Origin of the sequence: Vibrio sp. 03-59-1 (assembly GCF_013114135.1) — a bacterium.
Classification (GTDB): domain Bacteria; phylum Pseudomonadota; class Gammaproteobacteria; order Enterobacterales; family Vibrionaceae; genus Vibrio; species Vibrio cortegadensis.
In genome coordinates, this window is sequence record NZ_VTYA01000007.1 from 89,993 (window position 1) to 108,427 (window position 18,435).

General features: G+C 41.9%; 16 protein-coding genes. 8 read left to right on the plus strand and 8 right to left on the minus strand.

Annotated features, from left to right (window positions below):
- Positions 1-28 precede the first annotated feature (28 nt).
- The 6 genes from F0249_RS08950 to fabV all read left to right on the plus strand — a co-directional run bounded on the left by F0249_RS08950 (position 29) and on the right by fabV (position 7,394).
- The gene (locus F0249_RS08950; RefSeq protein ID WP_171756443.1) at positions 29-1,414 is read left to right on the plus strand and encodes a di-heme oxidoredictase family protein; all 1,386 of its coding nucleotides are present in this window, start codon (positions 29-31) and stop codon (positions 1,412-1,414) included.
- 10 nt (positions 1,415-1,424) lie between these two features.
- The gene (locus F0249_RS08955) at positions 1,425-2,486 is read left to right on the plus strand and encodes an imelysin family protein (RefSeq protein ID WP_171756444.1); all 1,062 of its coding nucleotides are present in this window, start codon (positions 1,425-1,427) and stop codon (positions 2,484-2,486) included.
- Complete coding sequence (locus F0249_RS08960) at positions 2,476-3,573, plus strand: DUF1513 domain-containing protein (protein ID WP_171756445.1); 1,098 nt, start codon at positions 2,476-2,478, stop codon at positions 3,571-3,573. Before F0249_RS08955 ends, F0249_RS08960 begins: the two co-directional genes overlap by 11 nt.
- Before the next feature lie 493 nt (positions 3,574-4,066).
- Entirely contained in the window at positions 4,067-4,723 is a 657-nt protein-coding gene (locus tag F0249_RS08965; protein ID WP_017054542.1) for a 2OG-Fe dioxygenase family protein, read from the plus strand.
- Positions 4,707-5,936 carry a cysteine desulfurase-like protein gene (locus F0249_RS08970; protein WP_171756446.1) on the plus strand — a complete coding sequence of 410 codons (1,230 nt, stop codon included), beginning with the start codon at positions 4,707-4,709 and terminating at the stop codon, positions 5,934-5,936. Before F0249_RS08965 ends, F0249_RS08970 begins: the two co-directional genes overlap by 17 nt.
- Positions 5,937-6,191: 255 nt before the next feature.
- Positions 6,192-7,394, plus strand: coding sequence for an enoyl-ACP reductase FabV (gene fabV, locus F0249_RS08975; protein ID WP_017054540.1), 1,203 nt, complete (start codon positions 6,192-6,194; stop codon positions 7,392-7,394).
- 76 nt (positions 7,395-7,470) lie between these two features.
- On the opposite strand, the gene F0249_RS08980 is transcribed toward fabV, so the two are convergent.
- The gene (locus tag F0249_RS08980) at positions 7,471-9,153 is read right to left on the minus strand and encodes an aspartate:alanine antiporter (protein WP_017054539.1); all 1,683 of its coding nucleotides are present in this window, start codon (positions 9,151-9,153) and stop codon (positions 7,471-7,473) included.
- Positions 9,154-9,339: 186 nt separating this feature from the next.
- On the minus strand, positions 9,340-9,606 hold the full coding sequence (locus tag F0249_RS08985) for a GrxA family glutaredoxin (protein WP_017054538.1): 267 nt from the start codon (positions 9,604-9,606) through the stop codon (positions 9,340-9,342).
- Between the two features lie 331 nt (positions 9,607-9,937).
- Between F0249_RS08985 and F0249_RS08990 the strand changes: the two genes are divergently transcribed.
- Positions 9,938-11,167, plus strand: a complete 1,230-nt coding sequence (locus F0249_RS08990) for an iron-containing alcohol dehydrogenase (protein ID WP_171756447.1) — start codon at positions 9,938-9,940, stop codon at positions 11,165-11,167.
- A gap of 138 nt (positions 11,168-11,305) precedes the next feature.
- Here the strand turns inward: F0249_RS08990 and F0249_RS08995 are convergent, their stop codons facing one another.
- The 5 genes from F0249_RS08995 to F0249_RS09015 form a co-directional block, all read right to left on the minus strand.
- The gene (locus tag F0249_RS08995) at positions 11,306-12,160 is read right to left on the minus strand and encodes a MurR/RpiR family transcriptional regulator (protein ID WP_017054536.1); all 855 of its coding nucleotides are present in this window, start codon (positions 12,158-12,160) and stop codon (positions 11,306-11,308) included.
- 325 nt (positions 12,161-12,485) lie between these two features.
- Positions 12,486-14,129 (minus strand): pyridoxal-dependent aspartate 1-decarboxylase PanP, encoded by a 1,644-nt coding sequence (panP, locus tag F0249_RS09000; protein WP_017054535.1) that lies wholly within the window; start codon positions 14,127-14,129, stop codon positions 12,486-12,488.
- A 128-nt stretch (positions 14,130-14,257) separates the two neighbouring features.
- Entirely contained in the window at positions 14,258-14,770 is a 513-nt protein-coding gene (locus F0249_RS09005) for a hypothetical protein (RefSeq protein WP_113797318.1), read from the minus strand.
- Positions 14,771-14,844: 74 nt separating this feature from the next.
- On the minus strand, positions 14,845-15,750 hold the full coding sequence (locus F0249_RS09010) for a lysine exporter LysO family protein (protein WP_017054533.1): 906 nt from the start codon (positions 15,748-15,750) through the stop codon (positions 14,845-14,847).
- Positions 15,751-15,777: 27 nt separating this feature from the next.
- Positions 15,778-16,698, minus strand: coding sequence for an HDOD domain-containing protein (locus F0249_RS09015; RefSeq protein WP_171756448.1), 921 nt, complete (start codon positions 16,696-16,698; stop codon positions 15,778-15,780).
- 377 nt (positions 16,699-17,075) lie between these two features.
- Between F0249_RS09015 and F0249_RS09020 the strand changes: the two genes are divergently transcribed.
- Complete coding sequence (locus tag F0249_RS09020) at positions 17,076-17,657, plus strand: TfoX/Sxy family DNA transformation protein (RefSeq protein WP_171756449.1); 582 nt, start codon at positions 17,076-17,078, stop codon at positions 17,655-17,657.
- A 136-nt stretch (positions 17,658-17,793) separates the two neighbouring features.
- Here F0249_RS09020 and F0249_RS09025 read toward each other — a convergent pair whose 3' ends face one another.
- Positions 17,794-18,336: a hypothetical protein gene (locus tag F0249_RS09025; protein WP_017054530.1), complete on the minus strand. Its 543-nt coding sequence runs from the start codon at positions 18,334-18,336 to the stop codon at positions 17,794-17,796.
- Positions 18,337-18,435: the final 99 nt, after the last annotated feature.

The following is an 18,435-nucleotide window of genomic DNA, read 5'->3' on the forward strand; positions in this document are numbered from 1 at the left end:
AGCTAAATTACACAATAAGAATACAGTTATGAAATCATATATTTTCTCAGCAGCTATTGCCTTGATCACATCGTTTTCAATACAGGCAAGTGATGTTAAATCTGGTGGGCAAACCAGTGTGAAAAAAGAAGGGAGCAATGCCTTTTCTTTACCTGCTGCAAATTTACCAATGAGCAAACGCCTTGATTTTAGCGTTGGTAACAGTTTTTTCCGTAATCCGTGGGTGCAAGCACCAGCTTCAACCGATGCTCGTGATGGGTTAGGTCCTCTATTCAATACGAATGGTTGTCAGAACTGCCACATTAAAGATGGGCGAGGGCACGCTCCTGAAAAAGGGGATACTCATGCCGTCTCTATGCTAGTTAGACTAAGCATTCCAGCCATGACGGCAGAGCAAAAAAAAGCGTATATCAAAGATGGTGTCATTCCAGAACCAACGTACGGTGGTCAACTACAAGACTTTGCCTTACCAAATATAAAACCTGAAGGTTCAATTCAAATTGATTACACCGATGTCCCTGTCACGTTTAAAGATGGTTACGTTGTCACCTTACGTAAACCCACATTAACCATTAATGATCTCGGCTTTGGTGAGATGCACCCAGACACTCAATTTTCTGCTCGCGTCGCCCCAGCTATGATTGGTCTTGGTCTGCTTGAAAGTATTCCTGAAAGTACTATTTTGGCGTTTGCTGAACAACAGAAGCTAGCGGGACAAGGCGTTTCAGGTAAAGCTAACCGTGTATGGGACGTTCAAGCGGAAGAATTTGCGCTTGGTCGTTTTGGTTGGAAAGCTGGACAGCCGAATTTGATGCAGCAAAACGCGGCCGCCTTTAATGGTGATGTTGGATTAACGAGTTCACTTTTCCCAAATGAAAACTGTACATCGAAACAGAGCTTATGCGATGAATTGCCAAATGGTGGCGATATTGAAGTAAGTGATAATATTCTAGACTTTGTAGAGTTCTACTCTCAGCACCTTGCTGTCCCTATTCGCCGTAACGTGAAAGACGAAACCGTAATGAAAGGGCAAGCTCTTTTTGCTCAATCTGGTTGCCAAAGCTGTCACCAAACCAATATCAAGACGGCAAATCGTGAGGGTCTACCCGCGATTTCAAACCAAGTAATTAACCCTTATACCGATATGTTACTGCATGATATGGGTGAAGGGCTTGCAGATAATCGTCCTGAGTATTTAGCAAATGGCCAAGAGTGGAGAACAGCGCCGCTATGGGGCATTGGCTATACAAAAGAAGTCAACGGGCACACGATGTTTTTGCATGATGGTCGAGCAAGAAACCTTCTGGAAGCTGTGCTTTGGCATGGTGGAGAAGCGGAATCAGCAAAACAGCAAGTCCTCGGTTTTGACAAAGCAGAGCGTGATGCGCTGATTGTTTTCTTAAACTCATTGTAAGGATAAGTATATGTGGTTAAAAACATCTCGGATAATGAGTTTAATTGTTCCGACTGTATTGGTTTTAGGATGTCAGAGTACTGACTCGAAACACTCATCAAACCAAGCAGTGGTGAGCAAAATGGACACGACTGAACATATCAGTTCCAGCTTGTACCAAGTACAGTTTCAATCGGCTGTGAAACTGAACGAACAAGCAATATCGTTAAATAAGTCGATGAAGTCATTCTGCTCTAATGGAGCCGACCTTTCTGATTTAAAAAGATATTGGCAAGCATCGATGGCGGCTTGGATGCATTTACAAGGACAGGAGAGAGGCCCGGTAAAAGCATTGGAGCAGAGTTGGAATGTTCAATTCTGGCCAGACAAAAAGAACACGACAGGTCGAAAAATGTCTCAGTTGGTGTCATATGATAAATCATGGACAGCTGAAGAGATCTCGAACCAGAGCGTGACGGTGCAAGGTCTTGGTGCTATTGAGTGGATGTTGTATGACGCTCAGTCACCTCTGCTTACCAATAAAGGTGAGACATGCTCATCAGCGACTGCAATTAGCCAGAATTTACAGAATCGTACTTCACAGATTCGACAGGCATGGCTCATTAACCCTTGGACCTCGATGAATGAAGCACAGTGGAATTCGGAATACGTGAGCCTACTTTCGAATCAGCTTGAATACAGTATGAAGAAGTTGAGTCGACCACTGGCAAAAATGGGCCATCCACGAGCCTACTTTTCTGAGTCGTGGCGTTCTGCTTCATCGTTATCCAATCTGAAGGAGAATCTGAAAGCGATGCAGGCTATTTATTTTGCCAATGGTTCTGGATTGGATGCGATCTTGCGTGCAAGAGATAAAGGCGAACTTGCTGATCGAATCACTTTACAGTTTGATATGGCCATCGACACTTGGCCAGAGCAAGACAGCTTATTCAATATGCTACAAACTAAGAGTGGGTACCAAAACGTACTTGCACAATACAATAAATTAGAACAGCTTAAGTATTTGATCCATGAAGAAGTGGCAATTGAACTTGGCGTAGTGATAGGATTTAACGCGACCGATGGTGACTGATTTAAATCGAAGAACGCTATTGAAAGCGGCTATGTATGGGGCGATGGTTCCTGTATTGCCCTATGGATGTGCAGCGCAATCAGCCAACGTCAATGCTTCTCCGGCATTGATAGGTTGCTCCTTGAGTGCAAAAAAGCAGTATCGTGCTGTTGTCGCTGATGAATCTGGCGCTGAAATTCACTCATTACCAATACCTGAGCGTGGTCATGGCGTTGCTATCAATAGCCAACATGGTGAGCATCAGTATAAATATCACGCTGCTGTTTTTGCTAGGCGTCCGGGCTCATATTTAATGGTGTTCGATTATTTATCTGGTGAGCAGATCTTGCTGCGGCCAGCGGATAAAAATCGCCATTATTATGGTCATGGTGTTTTCAGTAATGATGGTATGTACTTGTATGCAACCGAAGGTGAACGTGGTACTAGCCGTGGGAGCATTGGTGTATACCGTGTTCAAGATGGCTATAAGAAAGTGGAAGAGTTTTCCGGTTTTGGATTGGGGCCCCATGAAGTGATCGCAATGCCAGATGATACACTCGCGATTGGGGTAGGTGGCGTTCATACCGATGGACGAAAAGCATTGAATCTCGACGCTATGTCGCCTAGTTTGAGTTATGTATCCGCAGAAGGAAAGTTACTCGATCAAGTTTCTCTTGATGACCGCCACTTAAGCATTCGACACTTAGCACATGACGGAAGTGATACCGTGCTTTGCGGTCAGCAGTACCGTGGTGAACCTGATGAGTATCCCTCTTTACTGGCGATGCACCGTCGCGGTGGCGATATGGTTCAGCTACAAGCAGAACCAGAACAGTGGGCACGATTCAATCACTATATTGCAAGCATTGCAGCAAGTGATGAATTGATTCTGGCGACATCGCCTCGTGGCAACTGTTATGGGATATGGTCGAAAGAGAGTGGCGCATTGATCGAATTAGCGGCACTTCCTGATGCATCCGGTGTGATTGAAGCTAATGGCATATTTAAGGTGAGCTCTGGCTCGGGCTCGGTTGTTACTCGCAATAAGCAGCAATCCACTTCCAAATACTCTGGCGTGCAATGGGATAACCATTGGTCTGCCATTTGATCTATTGAATCACATTTTGACTTGAGCTTTTACGATGACGGCCCTTTGATTGTTAAGGGCTGTACACAAAAATGTTCGGAGTTGGATTTATATTTGAACTGAATGCCGGTATAACATCGTAGAGTCAAACACACTGCTTTATCTGAATTCGGGCACTTTTTTACTCTGATAATATCGCATTTACTCCCCGCTAAAATTTCGCGAGATTCTTACATCTTAAGTAAAGTGATGAGACGATATAAATACAATTTTCAATAATTTCAATATTTTAGTGTGACCGCAGTGAACTCATCTGCTTTTTAACTATCCACAATTCAAATATCGGAGTGTTTAACTTCTAATTGTCAACTTGTTGGTGTTTAGTGTTGTTTATGTCTATTTTATGGGATTATTGATGGCGATGCCTTGTGTTTGCCATATTTGTGCGTATTCTTTGTGTGAACTAAATGTTAAATTTATTGATTGTTAATGTTTCTTTATCAAGGAGTCGATGATGTTACATAACCACGAGAGTACCCTACATATCACTAGTTTATCCCGTCATGCTTTAGAACAGTTATCCCCTTCATTTAACCAACTACCATCAACAGAACATGCGGATGGTAAATATCGATTACGTCGTTATTCAGTTATATGTCTGCAAGATGGAACCGTGACAGAGTTGGATAACCCAGGGTTTGTACAAACTGATGATATTAACCATTTTCAAGGTGATATTGTCCGTCAATTTGAATCCATTGAGCAGGGCATTCTCGATAGTGATGGCATGAAGGAGATGTGCCAACTGTTTGTTGATAGCAACAAGTTACCTAACGGGCAAGAAATTGAAATTCATCAAATTCGAATCGCAGCAATATACGATGAGACACAAGTTGCGCCGGAAGGGGTTCACCAAGATGGTTTTGATCACCTTGCATTAATCGGTATTGATCGTAGTAACATCATTGGTGGTGAGATTATGCTGTACAACAATAGCAATGAAGCACCATTTTTCAGAAAAATTCTTGAGAATGGTGAAGTAGCAATGCTAGCCGATAGCAAGCTGTGGCATAACGCTCAACCGATATGTCCCGTCGAGAATGAAGAAAAAGGGCATATGGATGTTTTTGTTCTGACAGCAAAGGATGCGCGTAATGAGCTTCAATCTTAATTCTGTTCGTGAACAGTTTAGTGCGTTATCTCAGCAATATAATGGAAAGCCCGTAATATTCTTGGATGGCCCTGGAGGTTCTCAAGTGCCGCAATCTGTCTTGGATTCGATGACAAGCTATCTCGGTTTCTATAACTCCAATCTAGGCGGGCATTTTTTTTCGAGTCAACACACGACAAATCTGATGACACAGGTAAGAGAGTCAGTTCAAGCTCTAGTGAATGCAGAAACTCCCGATAATATGGTGTTTGGGGCGAACATGACGTCGTTGACCTTTCAATTGAGTCGAGCAATAAGCCGAGATTGGAAGGCTGGAGAGGAAATCATCGTCACAGCATTAGATCACTATTCAAATGTTTCAAGTTGGCAGCAAGCGGCTGAAGATAAAGGCGTTGTAGTACATCAGGTTAAAGTCGATGAAAGTAATTGCTCGTTGGATATGGATCACTTTGCCTCTCTGCTTAGTGAGAAAACTAAGCTGGTGGCGGTAACATTCGCATCGAATACCACAGGTTCAATTGTCGATGTAAAAACAGTGATCGAACAGGCTCACTCTGTTGGCGCGAAAGTGTATGTTGATGCTGTTCATTACGCGCCGCATCATCTGATTGATGTTCAAGATTTAGGCTGTGACTTTCTAGCCTGTTCGGCTTATAAGTTCTTCGGCCCACATGTTGGTATTGCATATATTGCACCTCAATGGCTGCAAACCATTCAACCTTACAAAGTTGAACCTGCAACGAATTTAGGCGCTGGTCGGTTCGAAACTGGCACTCAAAGCTTTGAAGGCTTAGCTGGCGTGATCCAAGCGGTGGAGTATTTGTCACAATGGGGCGAGAAAGGTAGCTCATTGAGGAAGAAGCTTGAACAGAGTTTCAGTCAATATAATCAGCATGAACAAGCGCTCAGTGAATACTTCTTAAAACGTTTGAGTACACTTGGTGATAAGGTCGCTCTACATGGGCGTGATGAAGCTGATTCGAACCTTCGTACTCCAACCTTTGCTCTTACATTCAAACATCATCATCCCGAATTTGTCGCTAAAAGTTTAGGTGAACACAACATCTGCGTCTGGAATGGCCACTTTTATGCGCTGGGGCTGATTAGGCAACTTGGCTTAGAGGAGAGTGGTGGTGTCGTAAGAATCGGCTTCATGCATTACAACACAATAGAAGAGGTCGAACAGCTGTTTGAGGCGCTTAACGGGCTGTAAATTTACTCGACTTATTGATGTATACTTGAAAGATATCAATACCAATCAGAGATACGCTGGTTGGTATTTTTTATGCTCTTATCAAAATATAATGATCCTGTTTATGACGCTATTTCCGTCTTTTTCATATTTTTGGGAACAAAAGTGGCCGGTAGTGCTCCAACCACTTACATTTTAAGGGTCTTTTTGAAGAAATTAGATGCCATTTGAGAGCGAAACTTTTATCCTACCAAGGATTTTTTAAGGAAGTTGAATATGATCATCAAACCTAGAATTCGTGGATTTATCTGTACTACAACGCACCCAGTGGGTTGTGAAGCGAACGTAAAAGAACAAATTGCTTATACTAAGGCGCAAGGCCCAATCAAAAATGCACCTAAGCGTGTACTTGTTGTGGGTTCATCAAGTGGCTACGGTCTATCTTCTCGTATTGCAGCGGCATTCGGTGGCGGGGCATCAACGATTGGTGTTTTCTTTGAAAAAGCGGGTACTGAGAAAAAACCTGGTACGGCGGGTTACTACAACTCAGCTGCTTTTGAAAAGTGTGCACATGAAGAAGGCTTGTACGCTAAAAGCTTAAATGGCGATGCATTCTCAAATGAAGCTAAACAAAAAACAATCGATTTAATCAAAGAAGACTTAGGTCAAATCGATATGGTGGTTTACTCATTAGCGTCTCCTGTTCGTAAGCTCCCTGATTCTGGTGAGTTGATTCGTTCATCTCTGAAGCCTATCGGTGAGACATATACGGCTACAGCGGTTGATACCAATAAAGATCAAATCATTGAAGCGAGCGTTGAGCCTGCAACTGAAGAAGAGATCAAAGACACTGTGACGGTAATGGGCGGTGAAGATTGGGAACTTTGGATGAATGCGCTTTCTGATGCAGGCGTGCTTGCTGAAGGCTGCAAAACGGTTGCTTACAGCTACATCGGAACAGAGCTAACATGGCCTATCTACTGGGATGGCGCGTTAGGTAAAGCGAAGATGGATTTAGATCGCGCTGCAACGGCATTAAATGAGAAGCTTAGCTCAACAGGTGGTACCGCGAATGTTGCAGTACTTAAATCTGTTGTGACTCAGGCAAGCTCTGCGATTCCTGTTATGCCGTTATACATTGCGATGGTATTCAAGAAGATGCGCGAAGAAGGCGTACATGAAGGCTGTATGGAACAGATCTTCCGTATGTTTAGCCAACGTCTGTATAAAGAAGATGGCAGCGTTGCAGAAGTGGACGATAAAAACCGTTTACGCCTAGATGACTGGGAACTGCGTGAAGACATCCAACAGCATTGTCGTAACCTTTGGCCACAAGTAACGTCTGAAAACCTAAAAGAACTAACGGATTACGTTGAGTATAAAGAAGAGTTCTTGAAACTGTTTGGTTTCGGTGTAGACGGTGTTGATTACGACGCTGACGTAGCTACAGCCATCGATTTTGATGTGATTGATATTTAAGTCGATTAATCAGAAATTACTGGTAATAGAAAAGGCGCTCATTGAGCGCCTTTTTGTTATCTTACCGTTTTGACTTTTAGCTAAGAATAATTAAGAACGTTCCTGCTAAAGTCATCAATATATTGGCGATAGCATAAGTGCCTGCGTAGCCCAATGCCGGAATGGTCGATTTTGCGTACTCATTAACGACATCCATTGCTGGCGCACACGTTCTTGCTCCAATAATGGCACCGAACAACATGGCTCTGTTCATTTTTAAAACATACGCCCCGACTAAATACGCGAGCATCACGGGAACCACACTCACGATGAGTGATAAGCCAATAACTTGAGGTCCAACTTGGGTTAAATGCTCGAACATATTCCCACCAGCACTTAAACCGATCCCCACCATAAAGAACATTAAGCCAAGGTCTTTAACCATGTTCAATGCACCTTGCGGGACATAACCAAAAGTAGGGTGATTGGCTCTTAAGAATCCAAGGGTAATACCGGCAAGTAATAACCCTACTGCGTTACCTAAGCTGAACGAGACCTGCCCAAAGGTCATTGTGACTAACCCGAAGAGTAGGCCTAAAATAAAGAAGCTACAGAATGCAAGTAAATCAGCCATTTGGCTATGTATAGAAATGAAACCAATTTTTTCCGCTAGACCGTGAACTCGGCTCTTTTCACCACTAATTTGCAGGACATCACCTTTAGCGAGAACGATGTCCAAATCCATCGGCATTTCGATTTGAGCTCGCGTTACAAGGTTTAGAAAACACCCATATTCTGACAGGTTGAGATCCGAAAGGCGCTTACCTGCGATACTGTCACTTTTAACTACGATCTCTTCTTCAACCACGCGCAAATCGAGTAAATTTCGATCGAAAACTTCCTTGCCGTTTCTGAAACTAGGATCTAGGCGAGCATGACTATCTGGAAAACCCACTAATGCTATTTCATCACCTTCTTGTAAAATAGCATCCCCATCAGGATGGGCAAGAATGCCATTACGACGAATTCGTTCAATGTAACAACCTGTTTGTCGGTAGATACCAAGCTCACGTAGGTTTTTGCCATCAGTCCAGTCAATCAGCTCTTGCCCAACGCGATAGGCTCGAATAATAGGTAAGTAGACCTTACGCTGACTTCCGCCTCCAAGACCGCGCTCTTTTGCGATCTGTTGAGCTGAATCGTGCAAATTCTCTTTTTGAAGCTTAGGCAGCAACTTAGCAAACATTATCATGCTGATTAAGCCAACCAAATACGCCATAGCGTAACCGACTGAAATACTCTCAAGTATCAGTCCGATATCCATATTTCGCGGAATATTCGCCAGTCCGGAATTTAATGCATCCTGAGCACCTACTAAAACGGGTGTTGCGGTCAGTGCACCTGCCATCATCCCGGCAGCTAAACCGAAATCAAGCCCCAAATAATGGCTACAGAAGTAGGTCAAAGAGACAGCGGAGACTAACACCACGAGGCTGAGAATAAGGTAATGCTTGCCATCGCGAAAAAAAATGCCGAAGAAGTTGGGGCCAGCTTCAATACCAACGCAATAGATGAAGAGCATGAAGCCGATAGTGAGAGCTTCCGAGTTAAATGAGAAACCGAGGTGGCCCATAACAAGTGAAGTGATTAGCACGCCAATCGAGTTTCCTAATTGCAAACTTCCAAAGCGGATTTTTCCAAAGGCAAGGCCAATAGCAAGGACAACAAAAATTAAAAGGATGGGGTTTTGCTCTAGTAGTAGTACTACGTCTATATTCACAGCGTTAGCTCAGTTTAACTTTATTTATAAAAGGTATTTAAGAGTGGGGGATTGTAGCGAATAATAAAAAAATGATAAGTGATATTTTTTATCTTTTGCTATTAGCTGACATAACATAACGAAAACAGTGGATATAAAAAACCCGCCTATCAATAGCGGGTTATTTTAGATACTGTGGTTGAGCGATTACTCGTCAAATAGACCAAGGTGCTCTTTAGCGTATGCTTCAAATTCTGTACAACCACCGATATGGTCTTGATCTACAAAGATTTGAGGAACAGTTTCAACTGGCTTACCAACTGTTTTTTCAAGATCAGCTTTGCTGATGCCTTCGGCATGGATATCAACATAGCGATAGTTGAAATCATCACGTTTCGCTTTTAACGTTTCAGCATGCTCTTTTGCACGAACACAGAATGGACAAGCAGGGCGACCAAAGATAACAACAAACATAACTCTCTCCTTTATTTTCTTGAAAGCAACTATGCCTCAATAGTCAAAGGAAATAAAGACAGATTTACCTGTTGTTTCAATAGGTAAAACCTATCAGGTGATTTCGTGAGCAAAACGGTGGTTACAGAAATCGTGAGCTTGACTTGAAACGTCTCATCTCAATTGTGATACGGTGCAAAAAACAGGCAATGCATCGGGATTCTTATCTGCAAATTGCACCAAATCAAATATTTATGCGTATTTAAAGCGCAATCTGTACTGAGTCCATCGAATCGAATTTGAGCCTAAATTGTCTATCAACGACGTAATTAGGTAAGCATAAGGATATCGCATGTTTCAATTTATGACGTCAACTCGGATAATTTTTGGTGAGGGGGCGTTACAGTCCTCGCTATCGATACTGAATCAATTTGGCTACAGTGTTTTACTCGTCACGGGTCAAGATCCTGAGCGGTCCTCCCCCATAATCCAATACCTTAAAAATCAATCAATGCGTTATCAACATGTCGCCATCAATGGTGAACCCAATATTACAATGGTTGAGGAAACGGCGGTATCGGGGCGAAAATTTCACCCCGATATGGTGGTCGCTATCGGAGGCGGTAGTGTGATTGATATGGGTAAGGCGTTGGCGGCTGTTATTCCAAATCAAGGGGATGTTTATGATTACGTAGAAGTCGTTGGGCGAAATGTACCATTAAAAACGAAGCCAATTCCGCTTATTGCCATCCCCACCACAGCAAGCTCAGGGTCTGAAGTGACAAAAAATGCAGTATTGAAGTCAGGTCAAGATCGAGTGAAAGTGAGTCTGCGCAGCCCTGATATGTTGGCTGATGTCGCTATTGTTGATCCTACGCTTACATATGGAACTGATGCGTACACCTCAGGAAGAGGCGCAATGGATGCATTTACTCATCTGATGGAGGCGTATGTATGCGGGGACCCAAACCCGCTCACCGACATGGTGTGTGAAGAGGGACTTCGTCGATTAAGCCCGTCGATTATTGCGGCCTGCAAACAAGATGATCATAAAGCTCGAGCTGACCTCTCTTTTGCAGCAATGCTAGGAGGTATGGCAATTACCAATGCAAAACTTGGCGCTGCTCATGGGTTAGCCTCCGCTCTTGGTGGAAAGCTTAATGCACCACATAGCGTGATCAGTGGGCGTTTGGCTCCATTTGTCATGAGTGAAAATATCAATGAGGCAAAAGCGGCAGGGCGTAGTGATATCTTAAATCGATATAAAAGGATCGCACAGATAGTCACTGGGCGAACCAACGCTCATATTGAGGACAGTGTGCTTTGGGTGCAAATGGTACTGGATAAATTAGCACTGCCTCACCTTTCCGAATTCGGTGTCTGCAGTACCTCTTTTGAACAAGTCGCGCAAGACGCATTACAGTCGGTTGCGATTAAAGGAAACCCATTACCTTTAAATGAAGAGAGGCTAATACACATTTTAAATCAAGTTTGTGGATCGGTGTGTGTTTGTGAAACGCAAGACTCAGCCACGCAAGCAAATGTGAAAGTGATTGATTCTATATTGCAGGCTGAGAAATAGTGCTATCAGGGAGGTGGAGGCTAACGGCTTGGAGATAGATAAATTGTAGGCGTACAGTGCAAAGATAAAAAAGTGAGTCTCGACATATTATTGAACATGCTAATATGTTGAGACTCGCTTGTGTTAGTCATTGGAATCTTAAAATTGCGACATCTTATCGTAGCGAGAATCTTTAAGAGAATCTTTAACTCGCTTTAAGTTGTCACGAAAACCAGAACCACGACGAAGAGTAAAACCTGTCGCTAGCACATCAATGACCGTCATCTGTACTACACGGCTTGCCATTGGCATATAAACGTCAGTATCTTCAGGTACATCAAGTGAAATAGACAGTGAGCTCGCTTTATCAAGAGGTGAATCTTTTGCTGTGATAGCAATGACAGTTGCACCGTTTTCACGAGCGAGATTCGCAACTTCAACTTGGCTTTTCGTACGACCAGTATGAGAGATAAGGACAATCACATCGTTATCACTGCAATTTATGCAGCTCATACGTTGCATGACAATATCTTCAAAACAAGTGATTGGGATATTGAAGCGAATGAACTTATTCTGTGCATCTTTTGCAACAGCAGAAGAAGCTCCAAGACCAAAGAATGAAATTCGTTTAGCTTGAGTGAGCAAATCCACAGCACGATTTATCTGCATAGAGTCGATGCTATTTTTCGCTACATCTAAACACGCCATTGTCGATTCAAAGATCTTATGCGTGTAAGCATCAGGACCGTCATCTTCTTCAACGTTACGGTTTACATAAGGCGTTCCATTCGCAAGGCTTTGTGCAAGGTGCAATTTAAAGTCTGGGAAACCTTTAGTATCAAGACGACGACAGAAGCGGTTAACTGTAGGTTCACTGACATCAGCCATTTTGGCTAGTGTCGCAATACTAGAGTGGATTGCTGTTTGGGGCGACGCCATGATAACTTCAGCTACTTTTCGCTCAGATTTGCTAAAATTTTCTAGATTTTTTTGTATTTTTTCTAATGTATTCATAGTGTTCACGAGGGCGTAGAGAACAACTTGCTGGTTTTTGCCATTACTTCTGAATCAGAAGTTATCACCACTAGCAGAGCTAGGTGAATATTTAATGACAAGAGCAAACCAGCACCATAAAAATAGTATAAACGTAACTGTGCTTAGCCTATAACAAAAGTCGAAACCAATTGGCTAGAATATGACAAGCCTCAAACAATATTTTGGGAAAACTACAGAATTGGAGGCTAAGTGGAAAAAAAACAGGCTTTTCTAGCACGAGGCTGATGTATTTGTTACACCAAAACGAAATAAATTTTCATTTTGGTGTAATTTCAAATTACTATTAAGCGAGGATTTCTTGCGTTAATTGCTGAATTTTAGCCATTAATTTAGGTGCTAAAGAGGCGATTTGTCTCTGTTCAACAAGAACCGATTGAAGAATGTCGTGGGTGGTTAATGGGTTTGCCAATACCACTCTAAATACGATGGTATTAAGCTCATCCCATTGCTCAGGATTGAGTTGAGTTCTGGACACAAATGATTTTCCAGTCTCACGCTGCTTCTTCTGAACGAACTTGGTTAGCTCATTGATCAAGTTGTTGAGCTTTTTCTTACTTCCTTTATCCGCAATGAACAAGGCTTGTTTTACGTCTTGAGGAAGATAGCGGTAGGTCAGTAAGCACAGCTCAGGCTGAGAAACTAACTCAAAATCTTGTTGCTGTTGAATTAGCTCTGCGAAATATTGAGCTTTTTCAATACTTTCATTAATTAAAAGTTCGTAACCCGGTCGCCCGATAATATGCATGCTGGCATAAACAAGCATTGCCATACCTGAACGTGAGCCTTCAAGAGTATGGCTGCCTAAATCTTTAGAGCCTTTTCTAAGAATATACTGAGCGTGATGTTCGATTGCCATCATTGCGTCAGGATCTTTAAACAGCACCATTCCTGCACCCATTGGAATATAAAGCTGTTTGTGAGCGTCAATGGTGACTGAGTCCGCCTCTTCGATGCCATCAAGCAGCGAACGATGAGAATTCGACATTAACGTTGCGCCACCCCAAGCGGCATCAACATGGAAATGGCAGTCATGTTTTCTACATATAGCAGCCATTTCTTTCAACGGATCAATATTCCCGGTTTCTGTTGTGCCTGCAACACCAATGGCAGCAAATGGCAATATCTTATTAGCCTTTAGCTCGCTCATTTTTTCATCCAGTGCTCGTGGACAAATTCGGTTGTGGTGGTCGGTCTTGATCGCAATAAGACTATCTTGGCCAATCCCAAGAACATCGGCCGCTTTTTTAAGCGAGTAGTGACCACGTTCTGAAACTAAGATGGCTAAACCTTCATAGCCATAGTGTTTCATTGCACGGAATAAGCCCTCTTTTTCGACACCTTTGAATGAACCTTCCGCTCGTAAAGCATTGTTACGTGCAACCCAAAGAGCGGTGATGTTCGCAATGGTGCCACCAGAGCAAAACGCACCTAATGAGTGATTCGAACTGTGCATCCATCGAGAATAAAACTTATCATCTTGCTGATAGATAAGACGATGAAGCATACCTAGAACTTGGCGTTCAAGAGGAGTGAAAGCTTTAGATGTCTCGATTTTTACCAAATTTTGGTTTAGCGCAATCATGATCTTAGATAGCGGCATTAAGAAATAGGGCAGAGCAGAGGTCATGTGCCCAATAAAACTTGGTGATGCAGTATGTACAGAATGCGCGACGAGAGAATCTAGCAAGTGTTCAGTATGTTCAGAGACAAACTCAGGTTGCTCTGGGATATGAGCATTAGAAAAATCTTTCTCGATTTCGAGTAATGGCTTCTCTTCCGCGACGATATGTTCACGTAAGAATTGATTAAGATTTTGGGAAAGTTTTTCTTCGATTTGAGTTAACGTTGAATCAGGTCCTTCTGGGACAGTGAAAATTCGAAGTAAGCTTTCGAAATTTACGTCAACAGTTTTTTGTTCCGATACCATAGCAGCTAGTTATTTTTCTATTATTTAAAAGCGCGAGCGAGATAATTTAAACGAAAACGGGAACAATGTCCCGTCTTAATTATGAAAACGAATTTTCCAGCAAATGATGTGGCAAAGAGGATGATAGCCTATTTACATACTGTATTTTCGACGGTTTTGATCGCTTGATTGTACTTGTTTAACGCACTATCAATGTTTTTTGGGTGGCTAAGAAGGTCAGCAAAAGCCGATCTTAACTCATAGTTTTTATCGTGCGGAGTTGATTGACGGTCATTGAAAGTTGAAGTCGCAATCTTGCCTAGCGCATTGTCTTTAGAAGCTAACTCTTTGATATCTTTCTGCTCTAATTGCAACCAAGCTTCAATTGGTTGTTCAGTCGCGACTTTACTCGAATCATTTTTAAGGTAGTAATGAACGGCTGCTCGATTAAGTTCAAAGTGATGTTTACGCCCCTCTAAAAACCATTCCCCAACTTCATTTAGGTCCGGATATTGAGCTGATGTTAAATCGACAAGGTCTTGATACCAAGTTAGTGAAGCATCAATATAAGCGTCATATTTTCCAGTTAAGCATTGAGTATCAGACGCTAGACTCATGGTTGAAGAGGTGGCGAGAAGCATTCCGATAATAAAGCGTTTCATAGTGATTCCTTTTGAATTATTTTGATTATTATTTTTTGCGTATTGTAATAGAGCTGAATACAAATTCATGCGATCTAGCTAGCAAGTGAAACAAAGAACAACATCATTATTGGGACTAAAATACTTAAAATAAAACCACTTACGATGGCTATCGGAACACACCTGACGCCGCCAGTTGTTTGGATCACGGGTAAGGTAAAGTCCATCGCTGTCGCCCCAGCATAGCCGATAGAGGTACATGGTGCGCTACGAATAAATAGAGGTATAAGTACTAAAGAGACAAGTTCTCTAAGTAGTTCAATCATAAAGGAGGCCCCACCATAAACCGGGCCAAAAGCATCACCCATTAAAATACCTGCGAGTGAATACCAACCAAAACCGGATGCCATTGCTAAACCACGAGCCATTGGAATGTCCAGAATGAATGAGGCGATGATACCTCCAATCATCGAAGTTCCGACAACCACAAGAGCAATGACCATTCCGTGTTTGTTGAGCAGAATTTGTCGTAAAGTTAAGCCACTGTTTCTTAATTGAATGCCAATAAAAAACAGTAAAATAAACAAGATCCACTCACTCGCGGTGTCTACCCAAGATAGATCGATTGGAAGCAATAACCCTATGATGAGACCGCTGCCGACAACAAGAATAAGTTTAAGTGATTCTAGTGCCATACTTGATAGTGGCAACTTAGTATTGGATTGGTCTGTTTGGATAGGCATTAATTTATCGATCAGAGGAAGCCCTGCCAAGTTACATACGCTTAAGCAGATAAAGAAAGTTCCTGTGAACTGTAAAATGACTTGTAAATTTTCACTGAGATTATCAAGTGCAGCAAGGCTTAATCCCATCAAAGCTAGAATGACATATATTAAATATGAAGTAGCTTTATTGATGACATTTAACACTGACTGTTTTGATATGGAAAATAGATACCCCACCACCAGTGGGGCAAAAATGAAAATCATCCCTGTAAACATTGTTGATTAACCATCCTTGTTGTTTATTTAGAAGCCGCTTGTGTTGATTACATCCTGAATCTTAGATCTGAAAACTTCTTCGCTTAAATTGCTTAATTCATAAAGTATTTCAGCCCCAACGAGATCGAATTCAACTTCATGTTCATCAATATTTTCATCTTCACTTCTAAACATCAATAAATGATTAGATATTCGAGCGATATCGAGGTAAGAGACATTGGAGTGCTCGGCAGAAGAAGGTTCATTTGATGCGACTTCAATAAAATCAACGTCGAAGCCCCAACGTTTTAGCACCTGTTTGCTAGTAATAGCACATCGACTTTGGAAGATCTGCATCGCAAGGTCTTGATCCAAATAATTGCCATTTTCTAAATAGTGATGGTACTCATTAACCAAGCAAAATAGGCCAATATCCGCAAGAAGCCCAACCAGTAGTGCTTTCTCGTGTTCTAAATTCGAATGTTGATCAGGAGCTCGGCGTTTGAATTCGTTGGTTACTAGTACCATCGTTGCCCCGAGTTCGCGAGAAACATGAGCACTTTGAGATAGAATCGCGCTGCATTCGTTGATGAGATTGACGCTATGTTTGAGCTGTTCAATCGCTTGGGCGGTAACGATATCTCTTACTCGTAAGATGCCTAGTCGAGATACCGCAGTCATCAAGTCATGGCAAGTGATATTACGACGGTTAAAAACAACAGAATTAGCGATACGAATTACAACCGCAGTTAACCCTGGATCTTCCAGCAAGCACTCTGCAATGTCTGAAATACCTGTCGCTTCAAAAGTACATAATTGTTGGATCTTTAAGACCACATCTGGGATTGGAGGAAGAGAAATCTTTCCTGAACTGATAGATTGCTCGACAAGCTGAGCAAATTCAGTTTCTAGTCCTTTAAGAAGCTGTGATTCATTGTGCGGTAACCAGTAAAAAGAGAGGTGTTCCATAGAGAAAAGTACCGAAGGCTTTATATGAATACAGTGTACCTTTAACGTTTGGTTTAACGCAATAGAATGAGAAGCAAATTAAGTATTGTGTCAATAAATGGGATGTTGTTTTTTTTGTATTATGTTAGAGAAATGCTGCATTGATTTGATTTGTAATGTGCATTTTGTCACATTTTTAGGCCGTTGAGATTTGTTTGATGTGAGCTGTGACCAGACTTAATTTGTTTTGTTAAGTATCATTGGTACCCATAATAGCATCTATGCTAAATAATAATTATTATACAACTAATTGATTTATAAAATTTTTCGCGAAAATTACAAGCTGCTATCTGGTGATCATAACTAATCGGGGTAATTCAGATTAAGGATCAATAGATATGACAGGGCACAATTTTTATAATTATGTAGAGCAGTTTGGTACTTCCCAAAAACGTTCTATGTTTGGTGGTATCGGCCTCTTTATGGATGAGGCGATGTATGCACTCATCAGTAATGACTCTATCTTTATCCGTGGTGGCCATGAACTAGACGAAAAACTGAAAGTGCTAGGTTGCGAGAAGTATCGCCATGTTAAAAAACAGACGACCGCAACAGTAAACTATTATGACATTACTGACTTATTTACAGCGGATCATCGTGAGCTACATTCAATCGTTGAAGAGTCTATTAATTACTCCGTTAGGCAAAGAAATTACCAAAAATCATCCGCGAGCCGTCGTCTTCGAGATCTCCCTAACATGCAATTAACCCTTGAAAGAATGGTGAAAAAGGCCGGTGTCGATGATGTTTCTACATTTATGGAATTGGGTGCTTCTGACGTCTTTCGTAAAGTTAAAAAAGCGTATGGGAATGATGTTGATATCAAATTGCTATGGAAATTTGCAGGGGCCATTGACGGAATTCATTGGAAGTTGATTCAAGAGCCAAGAAAACGCCAGTTATTAGAGTTTTGCGAATAAGATCAGTAGACAAAAAATCGACGAAAAAAAACCGAGGACACTGCCTCGGTTTTTTTATAACAATTGTATATAGCAAACACGCTGTTTAAATCAATAACGATGTAAAGCTTGTCGTTATTTAAAACCTTGTCGTTATTTAAAACTTAAAGCGTGTTGTGAACATCGCTTGGTCGCCGTAGAAATCATTAATTCGAGCTTCTGCGCCAACAGAGAACAATTCTGTTGAATGGAATCTAACGTAAGCTGAAGCAATCCAATCATCGTTATCATCAATAGATACGTAACCGCCACCGCCACCAACTTCAAGTTGTGGACCAAGCCATTGACGCACTCCTAGGTTTAACTCCATGCCAACATCTGCACTGCTTTTATCACTTGGCTGTGCAACGCGCATTAACATAGAGCCGGTCATATCAGCCCAATTGTTGATTGGAGCATGAAAGCCGAAGCCAACAGCGGAATCAAAGTCACCGTCAAATTCAGAGTCGATACGGCCAATAACGTGAGCATTTGGGTGCACAGATTTACTCATAGCGGCACCGAATGTAACAGGGCTTGCGCCAATACGAGCTTCTAAGTAATCATAGCTAAAGTTGCTCATTGATTGGTTTGGATCTTCTTGTGCAAGAGCGTGGTTTGATGCCAGCAACAATGCTGCTGCAAGTAATGTTTTGCGCATAATAACGGTAAACCTTTATCGAGTTAAATCTTTGATTTAAAGCTAATCTCTAAATCGTCAAATTATTACCTGACATTTTAATGCATAAAAAGAAAAGGT

What these genes read in the sequence shown, in the direction of transcription:
- F0249_RS08950 (WP_171756443.1), top strand. Translation starts at nt 29, where the DNA reads ATGAAATCATATATTTTCTCAGCAGCTATTGCCTTGATCACATCGTTT.
- F0249_RS09010 (WP_017054533.1), bottom strand. Translation starts at nt 15,750, where the DNA reads ATGTTTACAGGGATGATTTTCATTTTTGCCCCACTGGTGGTGGGGTAT.
- F0249_RS08990 (WP_171756447.1), top strand. Translation starts at nt 9,938, where the DNA reads ATGTTTCAATTTATGACGTCAACTCGGATAATTTTTGGTGAGGGGGCG.
- F0249_RS09005 (WP_113797318.1), bottom strand. Translation starts at nt 14,770, where the DNA reads ATGAAACGCTTTATTATCGGAATGCTTCTCGCCACCTCTTCAACCATG.
- fabV (WP_017054540.1), top strand. Translation starts at nt 6,192, where the DNA reads ATGATCATCAAACCTAGAATTCGTGGATTTATCTGTACTACAACGCAC.
- F0249_RS08995 (WP_017054536.1), bottom strand. Translation starts at nt 12,160, where the DNA reads ATGAATACATTAGAAAAAATACAAAAAAATCTAGAAAATTTTAGCAAA.
- F0249_RS09020 (WP_171756449.1), top strand. Translation starts at nt 17,076, where the DNA reads ATGACAGGGCACAATTTTTATAATTATGTAGAGCAGTTTGGTACTTCC.
- F0249_RS08955 (WP_171756444.1), top strand. Translation starts at nt 1,425, where the DNA reads ATGTGGTTAAAAACATCTCGGATAATGAGTTTAATTGTTCCGACTGTA.
- panP (WP_017054535.1), bottom strand. Translation starts at nt 14,129, where the DNA reads ATGGTATCGGAACAAAAAACTGTTGACGTAAATTTCGAAAGCTTACTT.
- F0249_RS09025 (WP_017054530.1), bottom strand. Translation starts at nt 18,336, where the DNA reads ATGCGCAAAACATTACTTGCAGCAGCATTGTTGCTGGCATCAAACCAC.
- F0249_RS09015 (WP_171756448.1), bottom strand. Translation starts at nt 16,698, where the DNA reads ATGGAACACCTCTCTTTTTACTGGTTACCGCACAATGAATCACAGCTT.
- F0249_RS08970 (WP_171756446.1), top strand. Translation starts at nt 4,707, where the DNA reads ATGAGCTTCAATCTTAATTCTGTTCGTGAACAGTTTAGTGCGTTATCT.
- F0249_RS08960 (WP_171756445.1), top strand. Translation starts at nt 2,476, where the DNA reads ATGGTGACTGATTTAAATCGAAGAACGCTATTGAAAGCGGCTATGTAT.
- F0249_RS08985 (WP_017054538.1), bottom strand. Translation starts at nt 9,606, where the DNA reads ATGTTTGTTGTTATCTTTGGTCGCCCTGCTTGTCCATTCTGTGTTCGT.
- F0249_RS08965 (WP_017054542.1), top strand. Translation starts at nt 4,067, where the DNA reads ATGTTACATAACCACGAGAGTACCCTACATATCACTAGTTTATCCCGT.